Source organism: Streptomyces sp. 3MP-14 (assembly GCF_006334905.2).
Taxonomy (GTDB): Bacteria; Actinomycetota; Actinomycetes; order Streptomycetales; family Streptomycetaceae; genus Streptomyces; species Streptomyces triticirhizae.
The window spans coordinates 32,284-52,084 of sequence record NZ_VDLZ02000008.1; the positions used below are offsets into that span (position 1 = coordinate 32,284).

Here is a 19,801-nt window from a genome sequence, read left to right on the forward strand (position 1 = left end):
CCTCGGGCTGAACCGGCGGCGCCGGCCGCCCCGCGCGGCCCTACGCCCGGGCGGGGCCGGGGAGTTGGGGGCCGGCGCGGTTCTCCAGGTGGGCGACGGCCTGAGGGAGGGAGAGGTGGGCGGCGCTGGGGAGGGTGAGGTCGGCGGCGGCGACCTTGGCCGCGTCGACGAACGGGTTGGGGATCGCGATCGTTGCCATCCCCGCCCGGTGGGCGGCGGCGACGCCGTGGGGCGTGTCCTCCACGGCCACGGTGCGGGCGGCCGGGAGGCCGAGGCGGTGGAGCGCGAGCCGGTAGACGGCCGGGTCGGGCTTGGGCTCGGTCACCTCGTCGCCGGTGGCGACGACGTCGAACAGCCCGAACGCCCCGACCCGCGTGAGGTGTTGGCGCACCCAGGGCAGCGGGGAGCTGCTGGCGATCGCGCACCGCAGGCCCAGGGCGCGGGCCTCGTTCAGCCAGTCGCCGATGCCGGGGCGCAGCCCCAGCGAACGGTGCAGCTCGCGGCGGTGGGCGAGGAACCGGGCGTGGCTGGCCGCGCGGTCGAAGCCGGGCCCGACCAGCGCGGCGAGTCGGTCGAGACGGTGCTCGGTCACGTTGCCGCCGTGTCCTGGCCAGAAGTCGGTGTCGACGTCCAACCGCAGGCCGTGGAAGGCCCATTCGTTCCGCCAGTCCTCGACCAGGGTCGACTCGGTGTCCATCAGCAGGCCGTCGAAGTCGAAGACCACCGCGGCGAGGCGGCCCGGCGGCGCCGGCTCCTCGGGGCCGGCCGCCGGGGGGCCGAGGTGGGGTGCTCCGGGCGCGGCTCCTGGGGGCTGCATGACGATGACCTCCGCACGTTCGCACGTTCACACGTTCCTGTCCCGGCGCGGGGCCGCGCCGGCCCCCGGAACGAGTCTGCCGCAGGGGGCCGCCGGTCGGGAGCCGCCCGGGCGGCCGGCGGCCCGGCTCCGGCCGCTACGCGGCGATCCGGTGCAGGAAGAACTCCCTGACGTCCTCGGCGAACAGCTCCGGCACCTCCATCGCCGCGAAGTGGCCGCCCCGGTCGAACTCCGACCAGTGCCTGATGTCGTAGCGCCGCTCCGCCAGCGGCCGCACCGACCGGGTGATGTCGTGGGCGAACACCGCCACGCCGAGCGGCACCCGGCACGGCTCCTGGGCGCCGCGCGGCGCGTCGTGGTGGAGGCGGGCGGAGGAGGCGGCCGTGGCGGTCAGCCAGTAGAGCGAGACGTCGGTGAGCATCCGCTCGTCGTCGACCGGCGTCTTCGGGTCGGTCCACTGCGCGAAGCGCTCGGCGATCCAGGCGAGTTGGCCGACGGGCGAGTCGGTCAGCGCATAGCCGATGGTCTGCGGGGTGAGGGCCTGGAGCGCCTGGTAGGGCGGGCGGTTGGCCATCAGCTGTCTGATCCGGGCCAGCCGCGCCTCGTCGTCCTCGGAGAGCGCGAGGTCGGCGTCCGGGTCCGGCGGGGTCGGCAGGTAGTTGACGTGCACGCCGACGACCCGGTCGGGCGCCACCGCCCCGAGCGCCGTGGAGATGCCGGAGCCGAAGTCGCCGCCCTGGGCGCCGTAGCGCTGGTACCCGAGGCGGCGCATCAGCTCGGCCCAGGCCCGGGCGATCCGGACGACGCCCCAGTCGCGCTCGTGGGTCGGCCCGGAGAAGCCGTACCCGGGGATGGACGGGATGACCAGGTGGAAGTCCCGGGACAGCGGCTCGATCACGTCGAGGAACTCCAGGAACGAGCCGGGCCAGCCGTGGGTGAGGACCAGCGCGAGCGCGTCGGGCCGGGGGGACCTGACATGGACGAAGTGGACGTTCTGGCCGTCGATCTCGGTGGTGAAGTGCGGCAACTCGTTGAGCCTGGCCTCGTGTTGGCGCCAGTCGTAGCCGGTGCGCCAGTACTCGGCCAGCTCCCTGAGTCGGGTCAGCGGGAAGCCGTAGTCCCAGCCGGCGTTGGCGACCTCGTTGGGCCAACGGGTGCGGGCGAGGCGGTCGTTGAGGTCGTCGAGGTCGGCCTGGGGGACGGCGACGCGGAACGCTTTGATCATTGGCGTGCCTAACATTTGTGCGACTAACGTTTGTGTCTCGAACGGTAGCATGAATCGTTGGCGGCCCGAACGGTCTGCTCGGTCGCCGGCGGGGGCGAGGGCTCTCCGCCGCCGGAAGCGGTGGGGATAGGGTTCGGGGGCACGGGCGGTCGGTCTGGCGCTCGCCGGCCGGGCGGGGGAGACGAGGAGGGGCAGGATGGCGACAGGCGGGCGGCCCGGCGGTGAGCCGGGGAAGCGGCGTCCGACGTCGAAGGATGTCGCCGCCGCCGCCGGCGTCTCCCGGTCCGCCGTCTCCTTCGCCTTCAACGACCCGGCCCGCATCTCCGAGGCGACCCGCGAGCGCATTCTCGCGGCGGCCCGGGAGTTGGGGTATGTGCCCAACGCGGTCGCGCGGATGCTCCAGGCCGGGCAGACGAAGTCCCTCGGGGTGCTGCTGCCGCAGAACGTCGCCAAGGTGATGGAGAACCCGTACTACGCGCGCTTTCTGCTGGGCGTGGGGCAGGTCTGTGACCGCGAGGGCTTCACGCTGCTGTTGACGCCGCCGTTGCGGGACTCGATGTTGAAGGCGATTCCCTATGCCGCCGTGGACGGCTTTGTCGTCTGCGGTCTGGAGACGGACCGGGGCGAGGTCGAGGAGTTGAGGCGGCGCGGCATTCCGTTCGTCCTGGTGGACAGCGACGCGGCGGAGGGCGCCCCGAGCGTCGACGTGGACGACCGCAACGGCGCGCGGGAGGCCGTCGAGCACCTGCTCCAGCTGGGGCACCGGCGGATCGCGGTGCTGTCCATCGACCCGGGCCCCACGGTGGCCACGGTCGGCTATCGCGGCAGCCTCTCCCGGCGCATGGCGGGCATCGCCGAGGGACTCTCCGGGGCCGGGATGACCATGAACGACGTGGAACTCCTGGAGGTGCCCTGCACCCGCGCCGAGGGGTATCGGGCGACGGGGGCGGTCATGGCCGGGAGGGCGCCGACCGCGATCCTGGCGCTGTCCGACGTGCTGGCCATCGGGGCCGTCGACGCCCTGCACGAACTGGGTCTGCGCGTTCCCGGGGACGTTTCCGTGACCGGTTTCGACGACCTGCCCGAGGCGTCCTGGCTGCGGCCCCGGCTGACCACCGTGCACCAACCCATCGCCGCCAAGGGGCGGTTGGCCGCCGAGCTGCTGGTCTCCGCCGTGCGCGGCGAGGACCAGCACCCGCACCAGGTGCTCGGCACCGCGCTGATGGTGCGCGACTCCAGCGGCCGGGCCCCCGCCCCGGGCGGGACGGGGACCCGGACGCGGCGCTGAGCGCGACGGGGTGCCGGCCGTTGGCGCCGGCCCGGGCCGATTCGCGCGGGCGTTCGGCTCAGGCCCCGGCCGCCGCGTCCCGGGTGAACACCGTCACCGCCAGACCCTCGCACGTGGTGTCGCTCCCGTCGGCCGCGCCGCCGGCGTCCAGCGCCCTCGACCAGGAGCCCGGGGGCAGGCTCGGCTGGTAGTCGGCGTCCGTCGGGTTGTAGACCACGACGGTGTCGGGCTCGGCGGGGCTGTTCGGGTCGGAGCTGATGGCGGAGACCACGACCGAACCGTCCACCCCGGTGACCATCTGGTTCTGAACGGCGTCCCAACTGGTCAGCCGGAGGGCCGGAGTTGACTGGCGCAGCGCGATGGCGTCGCGGTAGTAGGCGAAGGTCGCCGCGTTCTGGGTCTTCTCGTCCCAGTCGAGCGCGTTGACCTCGTCGCCGGCGTTGTAGGAGTTCTTCGCCGTCTCGTAGTCGCCGTTGACGACCTTGGAGTGCAGGAACTCGTCGCCCTCGTAGAAGAACGGGATGCCCTGCGAGGTCAGCACCATCCCGGCCGCGAACCGGTTCATCCGCCCGGCCCGGCCCTCGGCTCCGCCGGTCACCCCGGAGTAGGTGATCTTGTCCCAGAGGTTGAGGTCGTCGTGTGCCGAGACGTAGTTGATGGTCTGCTCGGGGTCGTGGGCGAAGTTGGGGTCCCAGGGGTTGGGCAGCGGCTCGGTGCTGTGCTCGGCCAGCGGGGAGCCGCGCGTTCCCGAGGCGATGGCCGCCGGGTCGCCCCCGCCGCCCATGTAGCCCAGCACGGTGTCGCGGGTGCCGCCCTTTAACGCGTCCCGGTAGGCGCCGTTGAACACGCCCAGGTGCCCGCCGGCCAGCGCGGGCACCGTGCCGTAGCGCACCTTCGACGACTCCAGCGGGTCGGTGCAGCCGCCGCACCAGGGCTCGCCGTGGACCTGGAGGGCGCGCCCTGGGTAGGCGGCGTGCAGGTACTCGGTCCACTCGGCGACGTTCGCGTAGTGGTGCACGCCCGCCAGGTCGAAGCGGAAGCCGTCGATGTTGTAGTTCCGCACCCAGTGTTCGAGCGAGTCCCGGATCATCCGGCTCACCATGGGGTTGCCGTCGTCGAGGGAGTTGCCGACACCCGCCAGGTCCTCCGGGGTGTAGTACTGGCCGGTGATGTCCTCGAACGCCTCCTTGCTGTAGGTGTGGTTGTAGACGACGTCCATGAGCACCCGGATGTCGTTCTCGTGGAACTCGTTGACCATGTCCTTGAACTCGCGGATGCGCTCCTCGGGTTCGGTGAACCGGGAGAACTGCTCCTCGGGGACGTTGAAGTTCGACGGGTCGTAACCCCAGTTGGGGACCGTGCTGTTGAAGTCGAACGACGGCATCAGCTGGACGTGGGTGACGCCCAGCTCCTTGAGGTGGTCGATGCCGGTGGCCAGCCCGTCGCCGTTGGTGGTGCCGGTCTGGGTCAGCCCGGCGAACGTGCCGCGCAGCTCCTCGTCCACGCCCGAGCTGGGGTCGATGGTGAAGTTCCGCACGGACAGCTCGTAGACGACGGCGTCCTCGCGGTTGACCAGCTCGGGCGTCGGGGCCCAACTCCCATCGCTGGGCGTCACGCTGGCCGCGTTGATCACCACGCCCTCGGTGGTGCCGGGGTTGACCATCTGCGCGTACGGGTCGCGGACGGCGTTCCCGCCGACGTGGAACTGGTAGGTGGCGCCGTTCAGGTCGCCCTCGACGACCACCTCGTAGACGTCGGTGTAGTCGGCGAGTTCGACCGGGCTCATCGCGTGGGTCTCGCCGCCGACCGTCACCGAGACGTCGGCCGTCTCCGGCGACCAGATGCGGAAGGTCGTGGCGTCGGGGGTGTGGATCGCGCCCAGGGTGTCCAGGGCCGTGGTGTCGAGGGGCGTGGCCGGCTGGGCGGCGGCGCCGGCGCCGACGGCTGCGTTCGACGGATCGGCGGCCGGCGCGCCGTTGCCCGTGCCGGGCAGCAGGGTGGCGGTCACGGCGGCGGTGGCGAGCGCGGCGGCGGTCGCCCACCGGGCCCTTCGCCCGCCGGGGCGGCGCTTTCGACGGCGGGGTGCGGTGGGTGGGGGGTTGCTGTCCCGCATGGCGGTCCTCTCCGTTGCCGGGTGGGGGGAGTGGGGCGCGCGCCGGCAAGGCGTTGTAACGAGTTAGTAGTTGCGTTAGTTGGCGCTGTCAACCGTCCCGACGGCGCGCCGTCCGGCGGCGGGGCGGGCGGCCTACCGCGCGGGGATGACGTCGCGTCAACCCGAGGGTTGACGCTCCGGGTGGGGTTCGGGCCGTACGGTCACGGGTGGGAGGGAGCATGAACTCACCTGTGCGGCCCGGGAGTCGGCACCCACGTCGCCGACACCACCCGCCGTCCGACCCCCGGCAGGCGCGGCTGCGCCTCATGAGGCGCGCGGGACTGAGCGTGGCGGCGCTGGTGGGGGCACCCCTGCTGGTGAACATCACATGGGGGTGGATGTCAGCCGACCTGAACCCACCGCCGGAGAGTTCGGCGCAGCCCTCCGAGCAACGGTCCGAGGGGCCGCAGGAGTCCGAGCCGCCCGAGCAGGGAGCCGACGGGCCGGGGGCCGACGAGCGGCCGGACCTCCACATCGCGACATCGGTGCTCGGCGACGCGAACTGCACCGCCCTCGCCACGACGCCGACCTCGGCCGGGGACCGCGCCGAACTGCTGGGCAGCACCGACTGGCGCGGGCTGATCGCACGCGAGGAGAGCGCGACGGTCGGCCGGTTGGACCTCGGCATCACGCTCCAGGGCGGCGACCGGGCGCTGACGATCGAGTCGATCGACATCGAGCCCCTGACCCCAGGGCCAACGGCCGCCCTCGACGGGGCACTTCTCTGCGGCGAGCCGCAGGGCGACACGGAGAGGCTTGAGTTGGCCGCCGATCTCGACGTGCCCGCCCCCTTCGTGCACACGGAGGACGAGCCGGAGCGGCCCTACTTCGACGGCCATGTGATCACCCTCGCGCCGGCGGAGCAGATGAGCCTCGCGATGTCCTTACGGGCCGAGGAGGGGCTCCGGGAGTTCGAGCTGGTCGTCGCCTACGTTCTGGAGGGCGAACGCGCCGAGCTGCGCGTCCCGCCGCCGAACGGGGAGGGGTTCGCGGTGACGGGCCCGGCCGGCAGCTATGGCGCGGGGTATCTCAACACCATCGTCGGCCCACGCGAGTTGGAGCCGGCGGAGATGTGCGACTGGGCCGGCTGGCAGGGGGAGTGCCGATGAGAACCCGCGTTCTGCCCTATCTGCTGGTCGGTGCCGTGCTGGCCCTGACCTGCTCGGCGGGAGTGCGCGCCGACGGCGGCGGGAACACGGCGGCACCGCCCGACGACCGGGGGACGGCGAGCGATGAGCCGGGGAGCGAGCAGCCGGCGGAACGGGGGCCCGGCTGGGAGACCCTGTGGGAGATGTCCGTGCCGCACGAGGCCGGGCGCCCGTTCGACCTGCTCGATGGCGCGGGGGTGCATGTCGGCGCCGACGGCGCGCTGTTGGTGTCGCACTCGGGCGTCGTCGACGTCTTCGACCTCGCGACCGGCGCACTCCGCTTCAGCGTCGATCCGCCGCTACAGGTCCACAGCATGGCGCAGTTGGGGAACGTCGTCCTGGTCCATTCGGCGGATGACCCCCGTGGCGCCGTACGGCGGTACTCGGACATCGTCACCGCTTATGACGCCTCCTCGGGCGCGCTGCTCTGGCAACAGCGCGGCGGGCCGGAGGGAACACTCCAGCCGGGTGAGGACGGCGCCCTCCGGGACACGACCGTTGTCCTCACCGAGCGCGGGGCCGCGTGGGTGGGGCCGTCATACCTCTCCGGTCAGGACCCGGTCACCGGGGAGTGGACCTGGGGGCGCGAGGACGACCAGCAGGACTGCGTCGCGGACGGCGTGGCGGCCACCCGGGGGCACGCCCTGCTCCTGCGGGAGTGCCCGGACGGTGACACCGTCGTGGAGGCCGTCGACCCGGCGAGCGGAAGTCCCGCCTGGCGGCAGGAGCTCGGCCCGCTGGAGGAGCCGCGCCTTTCCGTCACGCCCGATCTGGTCGCGGTCAACCATGTCACGGGGGGCCGGCCGACCGTCGTCGTCCTCGACGAGGCCGGCGAAACGGTGACCCAGGCGACGATCCAGGACCCGGAGTTCCTGGCGGAGATGGGGATCACCCTGCTGGGGCGGGACGAGCAGAACGTCTACCTGGTCAACGGGGCGACCCTCTATGCGCTCAACGCCAAGGCCGGTGAGATCAGTTGGCAACGCTCCACCCGATGGCGCGGCTGGTGGGAGGGGCTTTGGCGAACCGAGGGCGGGGATGTTGTCTCGGTCGGTGGGAACGGCAACTGGTATGACACCGCTGCATTGGGCCGTCCTGCGGAGAGCGTCGTCACCGATCCGGACGGCCGACAGTACGACGTGCCGTTGCCGAACCGGGGCGATCCCGTCGGTCATGGCGGCGATGTGCTCGTCACCGCCACGAGGGGGTCGGACGGCACCCGCCTCAGCGCGCTCCGGCTGAGGCCGGACCTCCACCCCGAACCCGTGGGTCTCGGCGGGGTGCCCGCAGCGGAGTGGCCCGACGCCTGCGCCCTGCTGTCCGACGACGCGCTCGGCATACTCGGCGCGGAACGCGGCACCGACTACGAGCGGCTGCCGGTGGACGACAGCCGGGAGGTGAACGGGACGACGCTCCCGCACGTGCCCGCCTGCCGGTTCGCCTCCGCTTCGGGAAGCGCGGAGGAGCTGTTCGAGGTCGGGGTGCGCTGGGTGGCCCGGGACGCGGAGACGGCCCGTCGCATCGCCGGGGGCGGGCTGCCCTGGGGCGTCTGGGAGGGCGAGCTGCGGGCCCTGGGGAGCGACAGCCTGCTCTACGGTGTGGCGAGCGGGCCGGCCGGCGGTTTCGAGTCGGTGATCATGGCGCGGGGACGTGAGGTCATCGTCGTCGTGGGCCGCGAGCGGGAACTCGTCCTGCGCGTCGGCGAACTCCTGGCCTCCGCAACGGACGGCTGACCGACGCCCCCGGGCCCGGCCGGTGGTTGTTTGCCGTTGCTATCGGGTGGTGGTGGCGCGGGCCTGGTGGGTGAGGAGGCGGAGGGTATCGGCCGAGGGCGCGTCGTCGGGGGTGTAGATCTCCAGCCGGTGGTCGGGGCTGTCCGGCTGGAGCCACACCTGGTAGGAGACGTGCGCCGCGCCGACCGTGGGGTGGCGCAGGCGCATCGCGCCGACGGTGCAGTCGGCGACCTCGCCGGCCGCCCAGAGGGTGGCGAACGCGTCGCAGCGCATGGTGAGTTCGCCGATGAGCCCGGCCAGCCGGGCGTCGGTGGGGAAGCGGCCGGCGGTCAGCCGCAGATAGGCGACGTGGGCGCGGGCGAGTTCGTCCCAGTTCCCGTACAGCTCGCGGGTGAGCGGGTCGAGGAAGAACATCCGGGGCATCGAGGGGCGGTCGCCCGGCCGTTGTGGCGCGTCGAACGGGACGTGCTCGGCGACCAGCGCGTGACCCGTGCGGTTCCAGGCGAGCACGTCGCCGCGCCGGCCCAGCACGACGGCCGGCGTCGCCTCGTCGAGGGAGGCGAGCAGCGCGAGAACGCGGGGGTGGGGCGTCTCCTCGGCCGGTTCGGCGAGGCCGGAACGGGCCGGCTGCCGGGCCAGGTTGTGCAGATGCGTCCGCTCGATCTCGTCGAGCCGCAGCACCCGGGCCAGCGCGTCGAGGACCTGCTCGGAGGCGGCCTCCGCCAGCCCCTGTTCCAGCCGCGCGTAGTAGCCGGGGCTCACTCCCGCGAGCTGCGCCAGCTCCTCGCGGCGCAGCCCCGGCACCCGGCGCACCGTGCCATAGGTGCGCAGCCCGATCGCTCCCGGGGTGACCCGGTCGCGGCGGCTCTTGAGGAACATCGCGAGGCTCTCCACGGCGTCGAGCCTATGCGCCGCCGCGCGGCCCCCGCCTGTACCTGGCGGGTGTACCCACGGCGGGGAGTGGTTGTGCCGCCGCGCCTGCCGCAGCGTGGTCGGCATGTCCGCATCTCCTTCACCCCGCTCACCGCACGTGCCGGATGCACCGTACGCACCGCAGGTGCCGCAGGTGCATCAGGTGCCGCCTCCCCGCGCCGCCGGGCGGCGGGCCTGGCTCGGGCTCCTGGTGGTCCTCGGCCCTGTGCTGCTGGTCTCCATGGACGGCGCGATCCTGTTCCTCGCGATGCCCCGGGTCAGCCAGGCGCTGACGCCAACGGCCGATCAGGCTCTGTGGATTCTGGACATCTACGGGTTTGCCGTTGGCTCGCTACTGATCGCCTTTGGCAGCATCGGCGACCGGTTCGGTCGGCTGCGGCTGCTGCGGGTGGGCGCGACGTTCTTCGGCATCGGCTCGGCGCTGGCGGCGTTCGCCCCGTCGCCGGAACTCCTCATCGCGGCCCGCGCGTTGATGGGCGTCGCGGGCGCGACGCTGCTGCCGTCCGCGCTGGCGGTGCTGAGCGAACTCTTCGCCGACGCGCGGCAACGGGCCAGGGCCATCGGGATCTTCGCGGCCGCGTTCGCCGCCGGCTTCGCGATCGGACCGATCGTGGGCGGTCTACTGCTGGAACGGTTCTGGTGGGGATCGGTCTTCCTGGTGAACCTGCCCGTGATCGCGCTGTTTCTGATCCTGGCACCGATCCTTCTCGGCGAGGTGCGGGCGACCCGGCCCGGGCGGGTCGACGCGCCGAGCGTGCTCGCCTCGGCCGGCGGCCTGCTGCTGGTGATCTACGGCCTCAAGCATCTCGCGGCGGAGGGCATGGCGCCCGCGCCGATCCTGTCGGCGGCGGTCGGACTGGCGCTGCTCGGCTGGTTCGCCGCCCGTCAACGGCGTTTGGCGCACCCGCTGTTGGACCTCTCGCTCTTCCGGGACCGGACGTTCACGTTCGCGATCATCAGCGGCCTGGTTCCGCTGGCCGCCTGGTCGGCCGCCGCCTATCTCGCCGGCGTCTACCTCCAGTCGGTCCTCGACCTGTCGGTGCTGCACGCGGCGCTGCTCGCGGTGCCGGGGGCGCTGGTGCTCACCGTGGTGTGCGTGGTCACCCCGTTCGCCGTCGATCGCTTCGGCAAACGGGCCGCGCTGCTGGCCTGCCACTTCCTCGTCGCGGTCGGGCTGTTGCTCCTGCTGCCGGCCACGACCGGCGGCGGCGTCGGCTGGTATGTCGCGTCCACGATGGTGGCGGGCGTCGGCTACGGCATCTCGTTCGCGGTCGTCGCCGACACGGCCGTGGGCGCCGTTCCGCCGGAGCGCGCCGGCTCGGCGGGGGCGATCGCCGAGACCAGCAACGAGATCGGCAACGCGCTGGGCATCGCGCTGCTGGGTTCGCTCGCCGCGCTGGTCTTCCGGCTCCAGGGGCCGGAGTTGGCGCCGACGCTCGACGAGACGCTACACCTGCCGGGGCTGGCGTCCGCCGTGGTCGAGGACGCGAGGTCGGCGTTCGTCGACGGCCTGCGGGTCGTCGCCCTCACGGCCGGGCTGCTGCACGCGGCGCTCGGCGTGCTGGCCCTCCGCTGGCTGCCGAAGGCCGGCCGGGCCGGCCGGGCCGACCGGGCCGACCGGGCCGACCGGGCCGACCTGGCCGACCGGGCTGACCGGGACGACCGCGCCGGGTCCGACCGGCCCGCCGGGGAGGAGCCGGCGGGCCCGCCGGACCAGGACCGGGCGGACGTCGTCGCCTGAGGCGGAGGGCGCGGGGCGGCGTGGTGTGGGTCCGGCCCGGCCCCGCGCGGCTCAGATGCGGCCGCCGGTGAGCCGGGTCAGGGGGCCGGCGTGGGCGCGGGCCCTGGCGCGGCCCAGGGCGAAGGCCCCGCCGGCCAGGCCGACGACGCCGACGGCGGTCCCGGCGGCGGCCACCTTGTGATGTCTGACGGCGGTCCACGCCGTGCCGACGCCGGAGGCCGCCCGGTGCGCGGTGGAGACGACGGCCCGTTGGCCGGTCTCCCAGCGCGAGGCCGCCGCGCGGCCCGCCCGTTTGCCGGCCTCGCCGGCCGAACGCGCGCCGGCCTCGGCGACCCTGAGCGGGGCCGGCCGGTCGTCCTTCGACTCGTCCTTCGCGTGGGCCTCCTGGGCCTTCTCGTGCGCTTCGCTCTTCTTCCGTGCTTCGCTCCGTGTGGTCATAACGTTCGGGTAACCGCGCAAGGTCGGCCGAAACGTGCCTTCTTGACAGGGCCGGAACTCACCGCAGGGTGGAACCTCCGCCGCCCGGGGCCGGGTTGCCCTGGTGGGTGAAGGCCGCCCAGAGGTGGACGTCGGGCAGGTCGGGGCGGCCGGCCTCGTGGCGGATGGCGTCGGTCAGCGGGAGCGGGACCCGGTCCTCGGGGCGCAGCATCCAGCGTTGCGCGGCCCGCAGGGCGTCCGCCGGGGCCAGGCCACGGTCGGCGAGGAAGTGGTGGAACGCGGTCATCAGCACCGCGCTCGCCCCGTCGTTGACGGCCCAGCGGGAGCCCACGACATCGACGGCACCCCGGGCCACCAGGGCCGTGGCGAGGGTCAACGCCTCGTCGTGGTCGCGGGTGCTGAGGTCCGTCTCGCAGGCGCTGAGCACCACCAGCGGCCCGGCGGCGCCCGGCGCGTCGGCGTCCTCCAGCAGCCGGGCCACGGTCAGCGCCCGGCCGTCGGCCAGGCGCAGCGCGGAACGGGTGGGCAGCGGGCCGGCGGTCGCGTGACAGGCCAGGTGCACCACGGCGGGACCGGGGCCTGGGCCGCCGTCTCTGCCGGCGTCGGTGCCGGCTTCGGTGCCGGGGAGGACGGCGAGCAGGTCGTCCGGGGTGCCGGCCGCGTCGGGCGGGGTGTCGGCGTCCGAGGGGAACTCCCCGTAGCGCGACGCCCCGGGGTAGAACGCGGCGCGCAGCGCCTCCGCCTCGAACTCCGCCCACAGCAGCGTGAGTTCGGGGTCGCTGACCAGCACCTGGCCGCCGGCGACGGCCGGTTGCCTGCGGCGGCCGGCGGCGCGGAGGAGTTCGGCGCCGGAGGCGGCATAGCTGATCACGGCCCGCTCGCAGGCGTAACGCCGCTCCCGGCCACCGCCGTTGGCCTCGCCGCCGCGCACCCGGGCCGCGTGCCAGGCGACGACGCCCAGCGGCCCGCAGGGCACCAGCACGATCCGGGGGTCGGCGCCGTCGGCCCGGCCCGGAACGGCGCGCAACAGCGGGTCCATCACCACCGGGCCGGCCCAGTCGCAGAGCGCGTCCAGCGAACTCCGCCAGCGCGCCTCGCCGTTGGCGTCCTCCGGTTCCCGGGAGCGGTGCGCGGCCGCGTCCAGATAGGCGCTCAGCGTCGGGTCGGCCAGGGTCAGGCCGGGCAGCCGCAGCACGGTGGGCGCCTCGCCGGTGGGGCGGAGCAGCACGGCGTAGCCGTTGCCGTTCTCCCCGGCGGCGGGCAGCAGATAGGCCAACGCGTCCACGCCGGTGGCCGCCAGGCCCGCCGCCAACTCCGGCACGCCCGGCGTGCGCGCCGGCGCGCGGCCGTTCGACGCGCGCAGCGCGGCCAGCGCCCGGCGCCGCAGCGCGCTCGGCACCGGCGGCCCGTCCCGCCGGGCCGACCGGGCGAGAAACGCCTCCGCCGCGCCGGGGCGCAGCAGGTCGGTCGGCACCTGCGCGCGCCACTCCGCCGCCAGCTCCGGCTGGCCCGCGTCCTCCAGCAGCCCCGGCACGGTGCGGGAGGCGGCCGCCGCCCGCAGCACCATCGAACGGCCCAGCTCCAGCGCCGCCACGGCCTCGGCGGCGCGGCCCGCGTGCGCCGCCTCGTGCGCCAGCCGCCGCCCGTGGGCCGCGCCCGCGCGGGCCACCAACAGGCCGTGTTCGGCGCCCAGTTGGAGCAGCACGTCCTCGGCGCTCTCGACCAGCGCGGCATGTCCCTTCGCCAGCGCGGCGGTCAGGTCGGCGCGGACGCGCTCCGGGTCGGCGCCGAGGTGCGCGCCGATGTGGTGGCGGGCGAGCAGGGTGCTCGACAGCTCGGCCAGCGCGTCGGACCTGCGGAGCGCCCCTGAGCCGGTGGCGGCGAGGCGGTCGGCGCGCTCCAGCTCGGCGACGGAGGCGTCGAGCGCCTCGGCGTCGTTGCCGAGCAGGGCCGCGCGGAGCAGCGTCTGGCCGAGCAGGAACCGCAGCACCGCCTCCTGCCCGTGGACGAGGCCCGGCCCCTCAAGTGCCGTGCGCAGCGCGGCGATCGCCTCGTCGGCGGCCTCCTGGTCGGGCTCCAACTCGGACACCTGGGCCAGCACCACGGCGCGCCGCAGCACAGGGAGGTGCGCGAACGGGCCCCCGGTCGCGTGGGCGCCCGCCCGCAGGAACGCCCGGGCCCGGCCCAGCCGTTGGGCGCGTTCCCCGCCCTCCGCCCGCAGGGCGTGCTGCCGGTGGGCGAGGCCCAGGGCCAGCCCCACTGCCGAACGCGTCGGGTCCTCGGGCGGCAGCGCCTCGTGGAGGCGGCCCAACTCCCCGATCAGCCGGGGCGCCACGGCCGGGTCGTCCTCCCTGCTCGCGAGATCCAGCTCCAGGAAGGCGGCGTCGACGGCCAGTTGGACGTTGAGCGGCGAGGCGTCGGGCAGCGGGCCGCGCCGGTCGCGGTCCAGCACCGCGCGGGTGGCGCGGGTGAGGGCGGCCGAGGCGTCGGAGTCCTGGAGGCTGCCGGAGAGCCGCCGCGCCTGCCCGAGCACGCCGGCGAGTTGGGTCCGCGCCAACTGGCCCTCCCGGCTGTCCTCGGGCAGCGCCTCGACGGCCTCCAGCATCGCGGCCGCCGCGCGTTCCAGCAGGGCGGGATCGCCCTCGCGGAGGGCGCACAGAGAGTCGCCGGCTGCGGCGAGGGCGCGTTCCTGCTCGGCGCGGCCGGGCCAGCTCGGGCCGGGGCTGTCCCCGGTCACCGGCTCGGCGTCGGCCGCGTCCGCCTCGTCCCAGGCCGGCGCGGTCGGGTCCAGGGTGCTCAGCAGCAGCCGAAGATAGGAGCGCAGCTTCGCCAACTCGGACCGATCGGGGGCGGTGTGGGGCAGCGTGGCGAGCAGCCGGTCCAGCCCGGCGAGGAGGGCGCGCAGCCGCTCGGGCCCGGTGGCGCCCTGCCGGGCCAACTCCTCCTCCCCGGCCCCGGCCGCGCCGCCCAGCATTCCCAGCAGCGTCCGGAACGCCGGCGGAACGCCCCCGGGCGCGGCGCCGACGAGATCGGCGGGGGCCGCGTCGGGCCGGCCCGCGTCCGCCTGGGCGATCAGCCGCCGGAAGAAGCCGAGGCGCGTGCGCAGGACGGGTTCGAGTGGGGCGGCGTCGAGGCGGTCCAGGATCGCCCCGATCTCCTCCCGATGACGGCCGAGGGCTTCTGCCAGCGGCGCCGCGTCGGCCCCGAACAGGGCGCTCTCCCGCAGCGGTTCGGTGACCGAGTCGGGGGATGGGGCCAGGTGACGTAGCAGCGCGAGGCGGGCCCGCACCGCCAACGGGTCGCCGTTCGAACGGTGTTGGTGCGTCCAGCGCAGACGCGGCAGGGCGGCCTCGCGGTCGCCCTCGCCGTCGCGCAGGACCAGCAGCAGGCCCAGGCGTGGCACGACGGCCGCCCTGAGCGGGTCGTCCTCAGGCAACAAGCCCTCGATGGTGGTTAGTTGCTTGGCGGTTTGGTGCAGCCCCTCGCCCCCGCCGCGCAGCAGCACATCGGCCTGGCTGACCGCGACCTCCGCCCAGGCGCGCACCCCGGGCGCCGCGCCCCGCTCGCCGTCGTCGTCGTGCCCCATCGCGGCGCCCCCTTCCGGCCCTCCGGATCTCCCCATCCAAGACCAGCCGCGCGCGCCGCACCCGGCAAACCCGCGTCGGCGACCGGAAGTTGACCGGCAAACGCCCGGCGAAGGGGGCGAGAAACGGAGCACGGGTGGGAAGGGTGTTCGAGCAGGGGCCGGCGGAACGGGGAAACGGGGAGGGGCAACAGGGTGGGGATCGCTGAGGCGTTGGTGCGCTCGGAGGGCATGGTGCGGCCGTTCTTCACGGGCGAGCGCGGCAGCCCCGGCGATGGGGCGCGCCGGCGGGCGCAGTTGGACCCGACCATCCTCGAACTGGCCGAGGCGGCCCGGAACCTGGAGCCGGGCGACCCGTTGGCGGCGACGATCCGGTCCCGCCTCGGCTGCCTCTACGGGCTGCGGCACATCGTGCGCTCGCGTTTCGAGAAGGAGGAGGACGCGGCGCGCGACCGGGAGCGGGCCATCCGGATGCTGCGGGCCGCCCGCCGAACGGACGGGCCCTCCCGGCTGGGCGCCGAGGACCGGCTGTGCACGGCGTGGATGCTGGCTCTGCTGCTGATGCCGGCGGCCCAGGCCATGCCGACCGGCGGCGGGCCCGTGCCCCGGATGGACGGGCTGCTGGGGAGCGCCCCCGAACTCGGCCTCGACCCGGACAGCCCACGCCTCCGGGCGGTCTTCGCGGAGTTGGAGAGCCTGCTGCCCGACCTGCGCTCCGCCGAGGTGCCCGACCATCTCGCCGGCACGCTGGCGTCCCTGACCTGGCTTGTGTCGACGGCCAGGTCGCTGCACTCGGCCCGCACCACCACGGACGCGCTGCACGTCGCCGAGCGCGCCGAGGAGACCATGCCCGAGACGCTGCCGGACGGCGAGCGGGGGAGGGAGATCTTCGCGTCGATGCGCACGCTCCTGAGCGGCCTCCCGGAACAGCCGCTCAACCGGCCGACGGGGAACGACGAGCCGTCGGACGACGACCGGCCGCCGGACCACGACCCGCCGCCCGCCTCGGCGTCCGGGACCGCAGGGGTCGCGGGGACCGCGGGGTTCGCGGCGCTCATGGCGCTGCTGGAAGAGTCGGCGGAGCCCGGCTTCGCCGGCGCGGAGCAGCTGCGGGAGGCCGTGGAGACGCTGACCGCCCGGGGCCCGGGGGCCGGCGCGGTGGTGGCGGGGCTGGAGCCGGTGCTCGCCGCCCTCGGCTCGGTCATGCTGGCCATGCGCACCGGCGGTTCGGAACAACTCGCCGAAGTCGGCCCGCTGTTGGAGCGCCTCGGCGAGAACGATCCGGAGCTGGCCTCGCTGCTCGTGCCGCTGCTCCCGATGATCTCCCACTGGCAGGGCGGCAGCCGCCGGGACCAGGAGGCGCTGCTGGGGGCGTTGGCCGCCGTCGTGCCCGAACCGGCCGGCCAGCCGGCCACGGCGGAGGAGAACCCGACCGATGAACTGCGGGTGCTGCTGCGGGCGACCTGGCTGGCCACCCGGCTGAGCCAGGTCGCCGAGGAGGGCGACGAGGAGGAGTTCATCCGGACCTTCGACGCGACGGTCGCCGAACTCCGCGCGACCGCCGAACGCATCGGCGAGGCGCACCCGGCCCACGGCATCGTGCTCTCCCATATCGCCCTCGCCCACAGCCAGCGCGCCGTGCGCCTGCGCGACCCGCGCCTGGTGCGGGAGGCGCTCGACCTCTACGACCGGGTGGTGCGCGAACGATCCCTGCCCGGCCCCCTGCACGCGGCGCTCAACCGCTCGCTGCCCGGCCTGCTGGCCGTCGGCGCGGTCGGGGAGTCGGACCCCGCGCGGCTCACCGGGCTGGCCGAACGGGCCCGCGCCGCCCTCGGCGAGATCGGCGAGGAGCCGCTCCCCGGTGAACGGACGCAGCTGCGCTGGGGGCTCGCCGAAGTCCTCAGGGCCACCCATGCGATGACCGGACTCCGTTCCCAACTCGACGAGGCGATCGTCGAGTTGGTACGCGCCGAGGAGGAGCTGGAGGAGGAGCCCGGCGGGACGGGGGCCACCGGACTGGCCTGGCGGCAGGCCGAGTTGTACGAGGAACGGGTGCGCGTCGACACCCGGGCCGCGATCGACGCGGGGCTGCGTTCGCTGCGTCGGGTCGCCGAGGACGTGCTGATCCAGGTGGGCGCCGAACACGCGCTGCGGGCGGCACGGGACGGCGCCAACCGGGGGCTGCGCATCGCCTCCTGGGCGATCGACGCGGGCCAACTGCCGCAGGCCGTCGCCGCGTTGGAGGCGGGCCGGGCGCTGGTGCTGCGGGCCGCGACCGCCTCGGCGAGCGTGCCCGAACGGCTCGCCGCGCTGGGCCACCGGGAACTGGCCGAGGAGTGGCGCCGGGCGGAGCGCGCGCCACGAGGGGCGCCGCCGCAGGGGCCCGAGGCGCTGCTGGCCCAACTGGGCAGCCCCGACGAGGTCGTTCCCGGCGCGCTGCGCCGCCGGGCGCTCGCCGCGCTCGGCGACGAACTGACCGAACTGCTCGCCGTGCCCGAGCTGCCCGAGCTGTGCGGGGCGGTGGCGGCCGGCGGCGCCGACGCCCTGGTGTATCTGCTGCCGGGCGCCGCCCTCGTGGTCGGGCCCGAGGCCGGAACCGAACGGGCGCTGCGGCTCCCCGGGTTGGAACGGGACGCGCTGGGACCGGTCGAGGACTACCTCGCGGCCGCCGCGCGCCGCTCCGAGCGGCCGGGCGAGCCGGCCGAACAGGCCGCCTGGGAGACCGCGTTGGAGCGCGTCTGCGGCTGGGCGGGGCGCGAGGTGATGGGGCCGCTGCTGGACCGGGTGCGGGCCACCCCGGGCCACGCGGCCGACGCGCCGCCGCCCCGCCTGGTGCTGGTCTCCTGCGGCGACCTGGGCGTGGTGCCCTGGCACGCCGCCCGCCTCCCGGGCGGCCAACACGCCCTGGAACGCGCGGTGTTCAGCTATGCCGCCTCCGGCGCGCAGTTCCGCGCGGCGGCCGGGCGGCGGCGCGTGCCGCCCGGCGAGCGCCCCGTGCTCGTCGCCGACCCCACGCTGCGGCTGCTGTGGGCGGTGGACGAGGTGACGACGCTGCGCGCCAACTGCTACGAACGGGCCGTTCTCTACGGCGAGTTGGTGGACGAGTCGGTGCCGGTGGCGGGCGGGGGAACGCCGGAGGAGCTGCTGTCCGTGCTGCCCGGCGGCGCCGGCCCGGCCGCCTCGCTGCTGCACATCGCCTCGCACGGCTCGGCCGGGGCCAGGCCCACCGTCTCGGCCCTGGAACTGGCCGGCCGGCTGACCGTGGCGCGGGTGCTGGACCGGCCGGAAGGACGGCCGGGGGCCAGGCCCGGCGCGGCGGAGCCCGGCCCGCTGGTCGTGCTCAGCGCCTGCGAGACGGACCTGAGCACCCGCGACCACGACGAGGCGCTCACCCTCACCACCGCGTTTGTCGCCCGGGGCGCGGCCGACGCGGTGGGCACCCGCTGGACCGCGACGGACGGCGCCGCCGCGCTGCTGATGGCCGTCTTCCACGACCGGTTGACGGCGGGCGGCCTGGCGCCGCCGGACGCGCTGCGCGCCGCCCAGCTGTGGATGCTCGACCCGGCGCGCACGCCCCCGCCCGGCGTCGTCGGCCGGCTGCGGCGGGAGGCGGAGCGGCCGGAGCTGAGCCGCCTCGTCTGCTGGGCGCCGTTCATCCACCAGGGCAACCCGGGGCCGGCCTGAGCACGTGGCAACGGGCGCGGATGGGCGCGGACGGGCGCGGATGGGCGCGGAACGGGCGCGCAACGACCGGCAACCGACCGGGACTTGCCCGGTACTCACCCAGGAAATGCCGCCCGCCGACCGGCCCGGGCGGCTTCAATGGACCTTTGGCACCGCGCCGGCCGGGGAAGCCTCGCGTCCGGGGAAGCCGCGCGGTCAGGGAAGCCGGCGGGCGCGGTGCGCGGGAGGGCGAGACGGAGGAGGTGACCTAAGGATGACCACGGCGGAAGGGCCGGAACTCGGCTCGGGGGCCGCGGGCCCCTCGGGGCTCTACGAACGGCAGCCGATCATCATCGTGTTGGATGTCTCGGCCTCGATGGCGCGCCCCGCCGAAGCGCCGCGCATCGCCGAGGTCAACGCCGCCCTGGCCGACTTCTCCACGCGGGTGGCCGCGCAGGCGCGGATGCGGGAGCAGGTCGAGGTCTGCCTGATCGCCTTCGGCTCCGAGGTGCGGGTCTTCGACCCGGTCGCCGGCACGCTGGTGGACGCCGAACACGCCGACCCCGCACGGGACTTCGTTCCCGTCGGCCGGCTGGAGCCGCCCGAGCTGCGCGCCGACGGCTACACCGCGCTGCTGCCCGCCCTCGATGTCGCGCTGCGGCTGGCCGCCGGCCGCCGCCGGCAGCTGGCGGAGCAACGGGTGCCTGGCTTGCGCCCGTTGGTGTGGCTGCTGACCGACGGCGCGCCGAGCGACGAGGACGGACGGCCGCTGGACGCCGAGGAGTTGGCGCCGATGGCCGGCCGGCTGCGCGCGGTCGAGGCCGCCGGGCCGCCGGAGGACTGCGTCTTCCTGGCGATCGGCGTGCGCGGCGCGGACCGCGAGCTGCTGGAGGTGTTGGCGCCGCGCGGCACGCTGATGCTGGAGGGGGTGAACTTCACGGAGATCCTGAAGTTCCTGGTCCGCAGCTCGGTCCGGGTCGGCCGGGTCACCACCTCGGGCGAGGTCCACGACGAGGTGACGCGGGAGGCGGAGGAGCGGCGCGCGCTCCGCGACCTGGAGGTGGACCTGCTGTGACCACG

At 75.0% G+C, this 19,801-nt stretch carries 12 protein-coding genes; 6 read left to right on the forward strand and 6 right to left on the reverse strand.

Annotated features, from left to right (window positions below):
• Window positions 1–40: 40 nt before the first annotated feature.
• Window positions 41–817, reverse strand: coding sequence for an HAD family hydrolase (locus tag FH609_RS14885; RefSeq protein WP_139667712.1), 777 nt, complete (start codon window positions 815–817; stop codon window positions 41–43).
• Window positions 818–953: 136 nt separating this feature from the next.
• Window positions 954–2,042 (reverse strand): epoxide hydrolase family protein, encoded by a 1,089-nt coding sequence (locus FH609_RS14890; RefSeq protein WP_139667713.1) that lies wholly within the window; start codon window positions 2,040–2,042, stop codon window positions 954–956.
• 196 nt (window positions 2,043–2,238) lie between these two features.
• Between FH609_RS14890 and FH609_RS14895 the strand changes: the two genes are divergently transcribed.
• Window positions 2,239–3,330, forward strand: coding sequence for a LacI family DNA-binding transcriptional regulator (locus FH609_RS14895; RefSeq protein WP_139667714.1), 1,092 nt, complete (start codon window positions 2,239–2,241; stop codon window positions 3,328–3,330).
• Between the two features lie 58 nt (window positions 3,331–3,388).
• On the opposite strand, the gene FH609_RS14900 is transcribed toward FH609_RS14895, so the two are convergent.
• Entirely contained in the window at window positions 3,389–5,443 is a 2,055-nt protein-coding gene (locus FH609_RS14900) for an alpha-amylase family glycosyl hydrolase (protein WP_139667715.1), read from the reverse strand.
• A gap of 377 nt (window positions 5,444–5,820) precedes the next feature.
• On the opposite strand from FH609_RS14900, the gene FH609_RS14905 reads away from it, so the two are divergent.
• Together FH609_RS14905 and FH609_RS14910 are read left to right on the forward strand one after the other, a co-directional pair.
• Window positions 5,821–6,591, forward strand: a complete 771-nt coding sequence (locus tag FH609_RS14905) for a hypothetical protein (protein WP_139667716.1) — start codon at window positions 5,821–5,823, stop codon at window positions 6,589–6,591.
• Window positions 6,588–8,363 carry a PQQ-binding-like beta-propeller repeat protein gene (locus tag FH609_RS14910; RefSeq protein ID WP_139667717.1) on the forward strand — a complete coding sequence of 592 codons (1,776 nt, stop codon included), beginning with the start codon at window positions 6,588–6,590 and terminating at the stop codon, window positions 8,361–8,363. Before FH609_RS14905 ends, FH609_RS14910 begins: the two co-directional genes overlap by 4 nt.
• A gap of 39 nt (window positions 8,364–8,402) precedes the next feature.
• On the opposite strand, the gene FH609_RS14915 is transcribed toward FH609_RS14910, so the two are convergent.
• Window positions 8,403–9,242: a helix-turn-helix domain-containing protein gene (locus tag FH609_RS14915; RefSeq protein ID WP_226961703.1), complete on the reverse strand. Its 840-nt coding sequence runs from the start codon at window positions 9,240–9,242 to the stop codon at window positions 8,403–8,405.
• A gap of 274 nt (window positions 9,243–9,516) precedes the next feature.
• Here FH609_RS14915 and FH609_RS14920 point away from each other — a divergent pair, with 274 nt between their 5' ends.
• A complete protein-coding gene (locus FH609_RS14920) occupies window positions 9,517–11,037 on the forward strand; it encodes an MFS transporter (protein WP_226961704.1) in 1,521 nt (506 codons plus the stop codon).
• A 51-nt stretch (window positions 11,038–11,088) separates the two neighbouring features.
• Here FH609_RS14920 and FH609_RS14925 read toward each other — a convergent pair whose 3' ends face one another.
• Window positions 11,089–11,475 carry a hypothetical protein gene (locus FH609_RS14925; RefSeq protein ID WP_139667720.1) on the reverse strand — a complete coding sequence of 129 codons (387 nt, stop codon included), beginning with the start codon at window positions 11,473–11,475 and terminating at the stop codon, window positions 11,089–11,091.
• A gap of 58 nt (window positions 11,476–11,533) precedes the next feature.
• Window positions 11,534–15,061 (reverse strand): CHAT domain-containing protein, encoded by a 3,528-nt coding sequence (locus FH609_RS14930; protein WP_139667721.1) that lies wholly within the window; start codon window positions 15,059–15,061, stop codon window positions 11,534–11,536.
• A gap of 192 nt (window positions 15,062–15,253) precedes the next feature.
• Between FH609_RS14930 and FH609_RS14935 the strand changes: the two genes are divergently transcribed.
• Window positions 15,254–18,742, forward strand: coding sequence for a CHAT domain-containing protein (locus FH609_RS14935; RefSeq protein WP_139667722.1), 3,489 nt, complete (start codon window positions 15,254–15,256; stop codon window positions 18,740–18,742).
• Between the two features lie 253 nt (window positions 18,743–18,995).
• Window positions 18,996–19,796, forward strand: coding sequence for a vWA domain-containing protein (locus FH609_RS14940; RefSeq protein ID WP_139667723.1), 801 nt, complete (start codon window positions 18,996–18,998; stop codon window positions 19,794–19,796).
• Window positions 19,797–19,801: the final 5 nt, after the last annotated feature.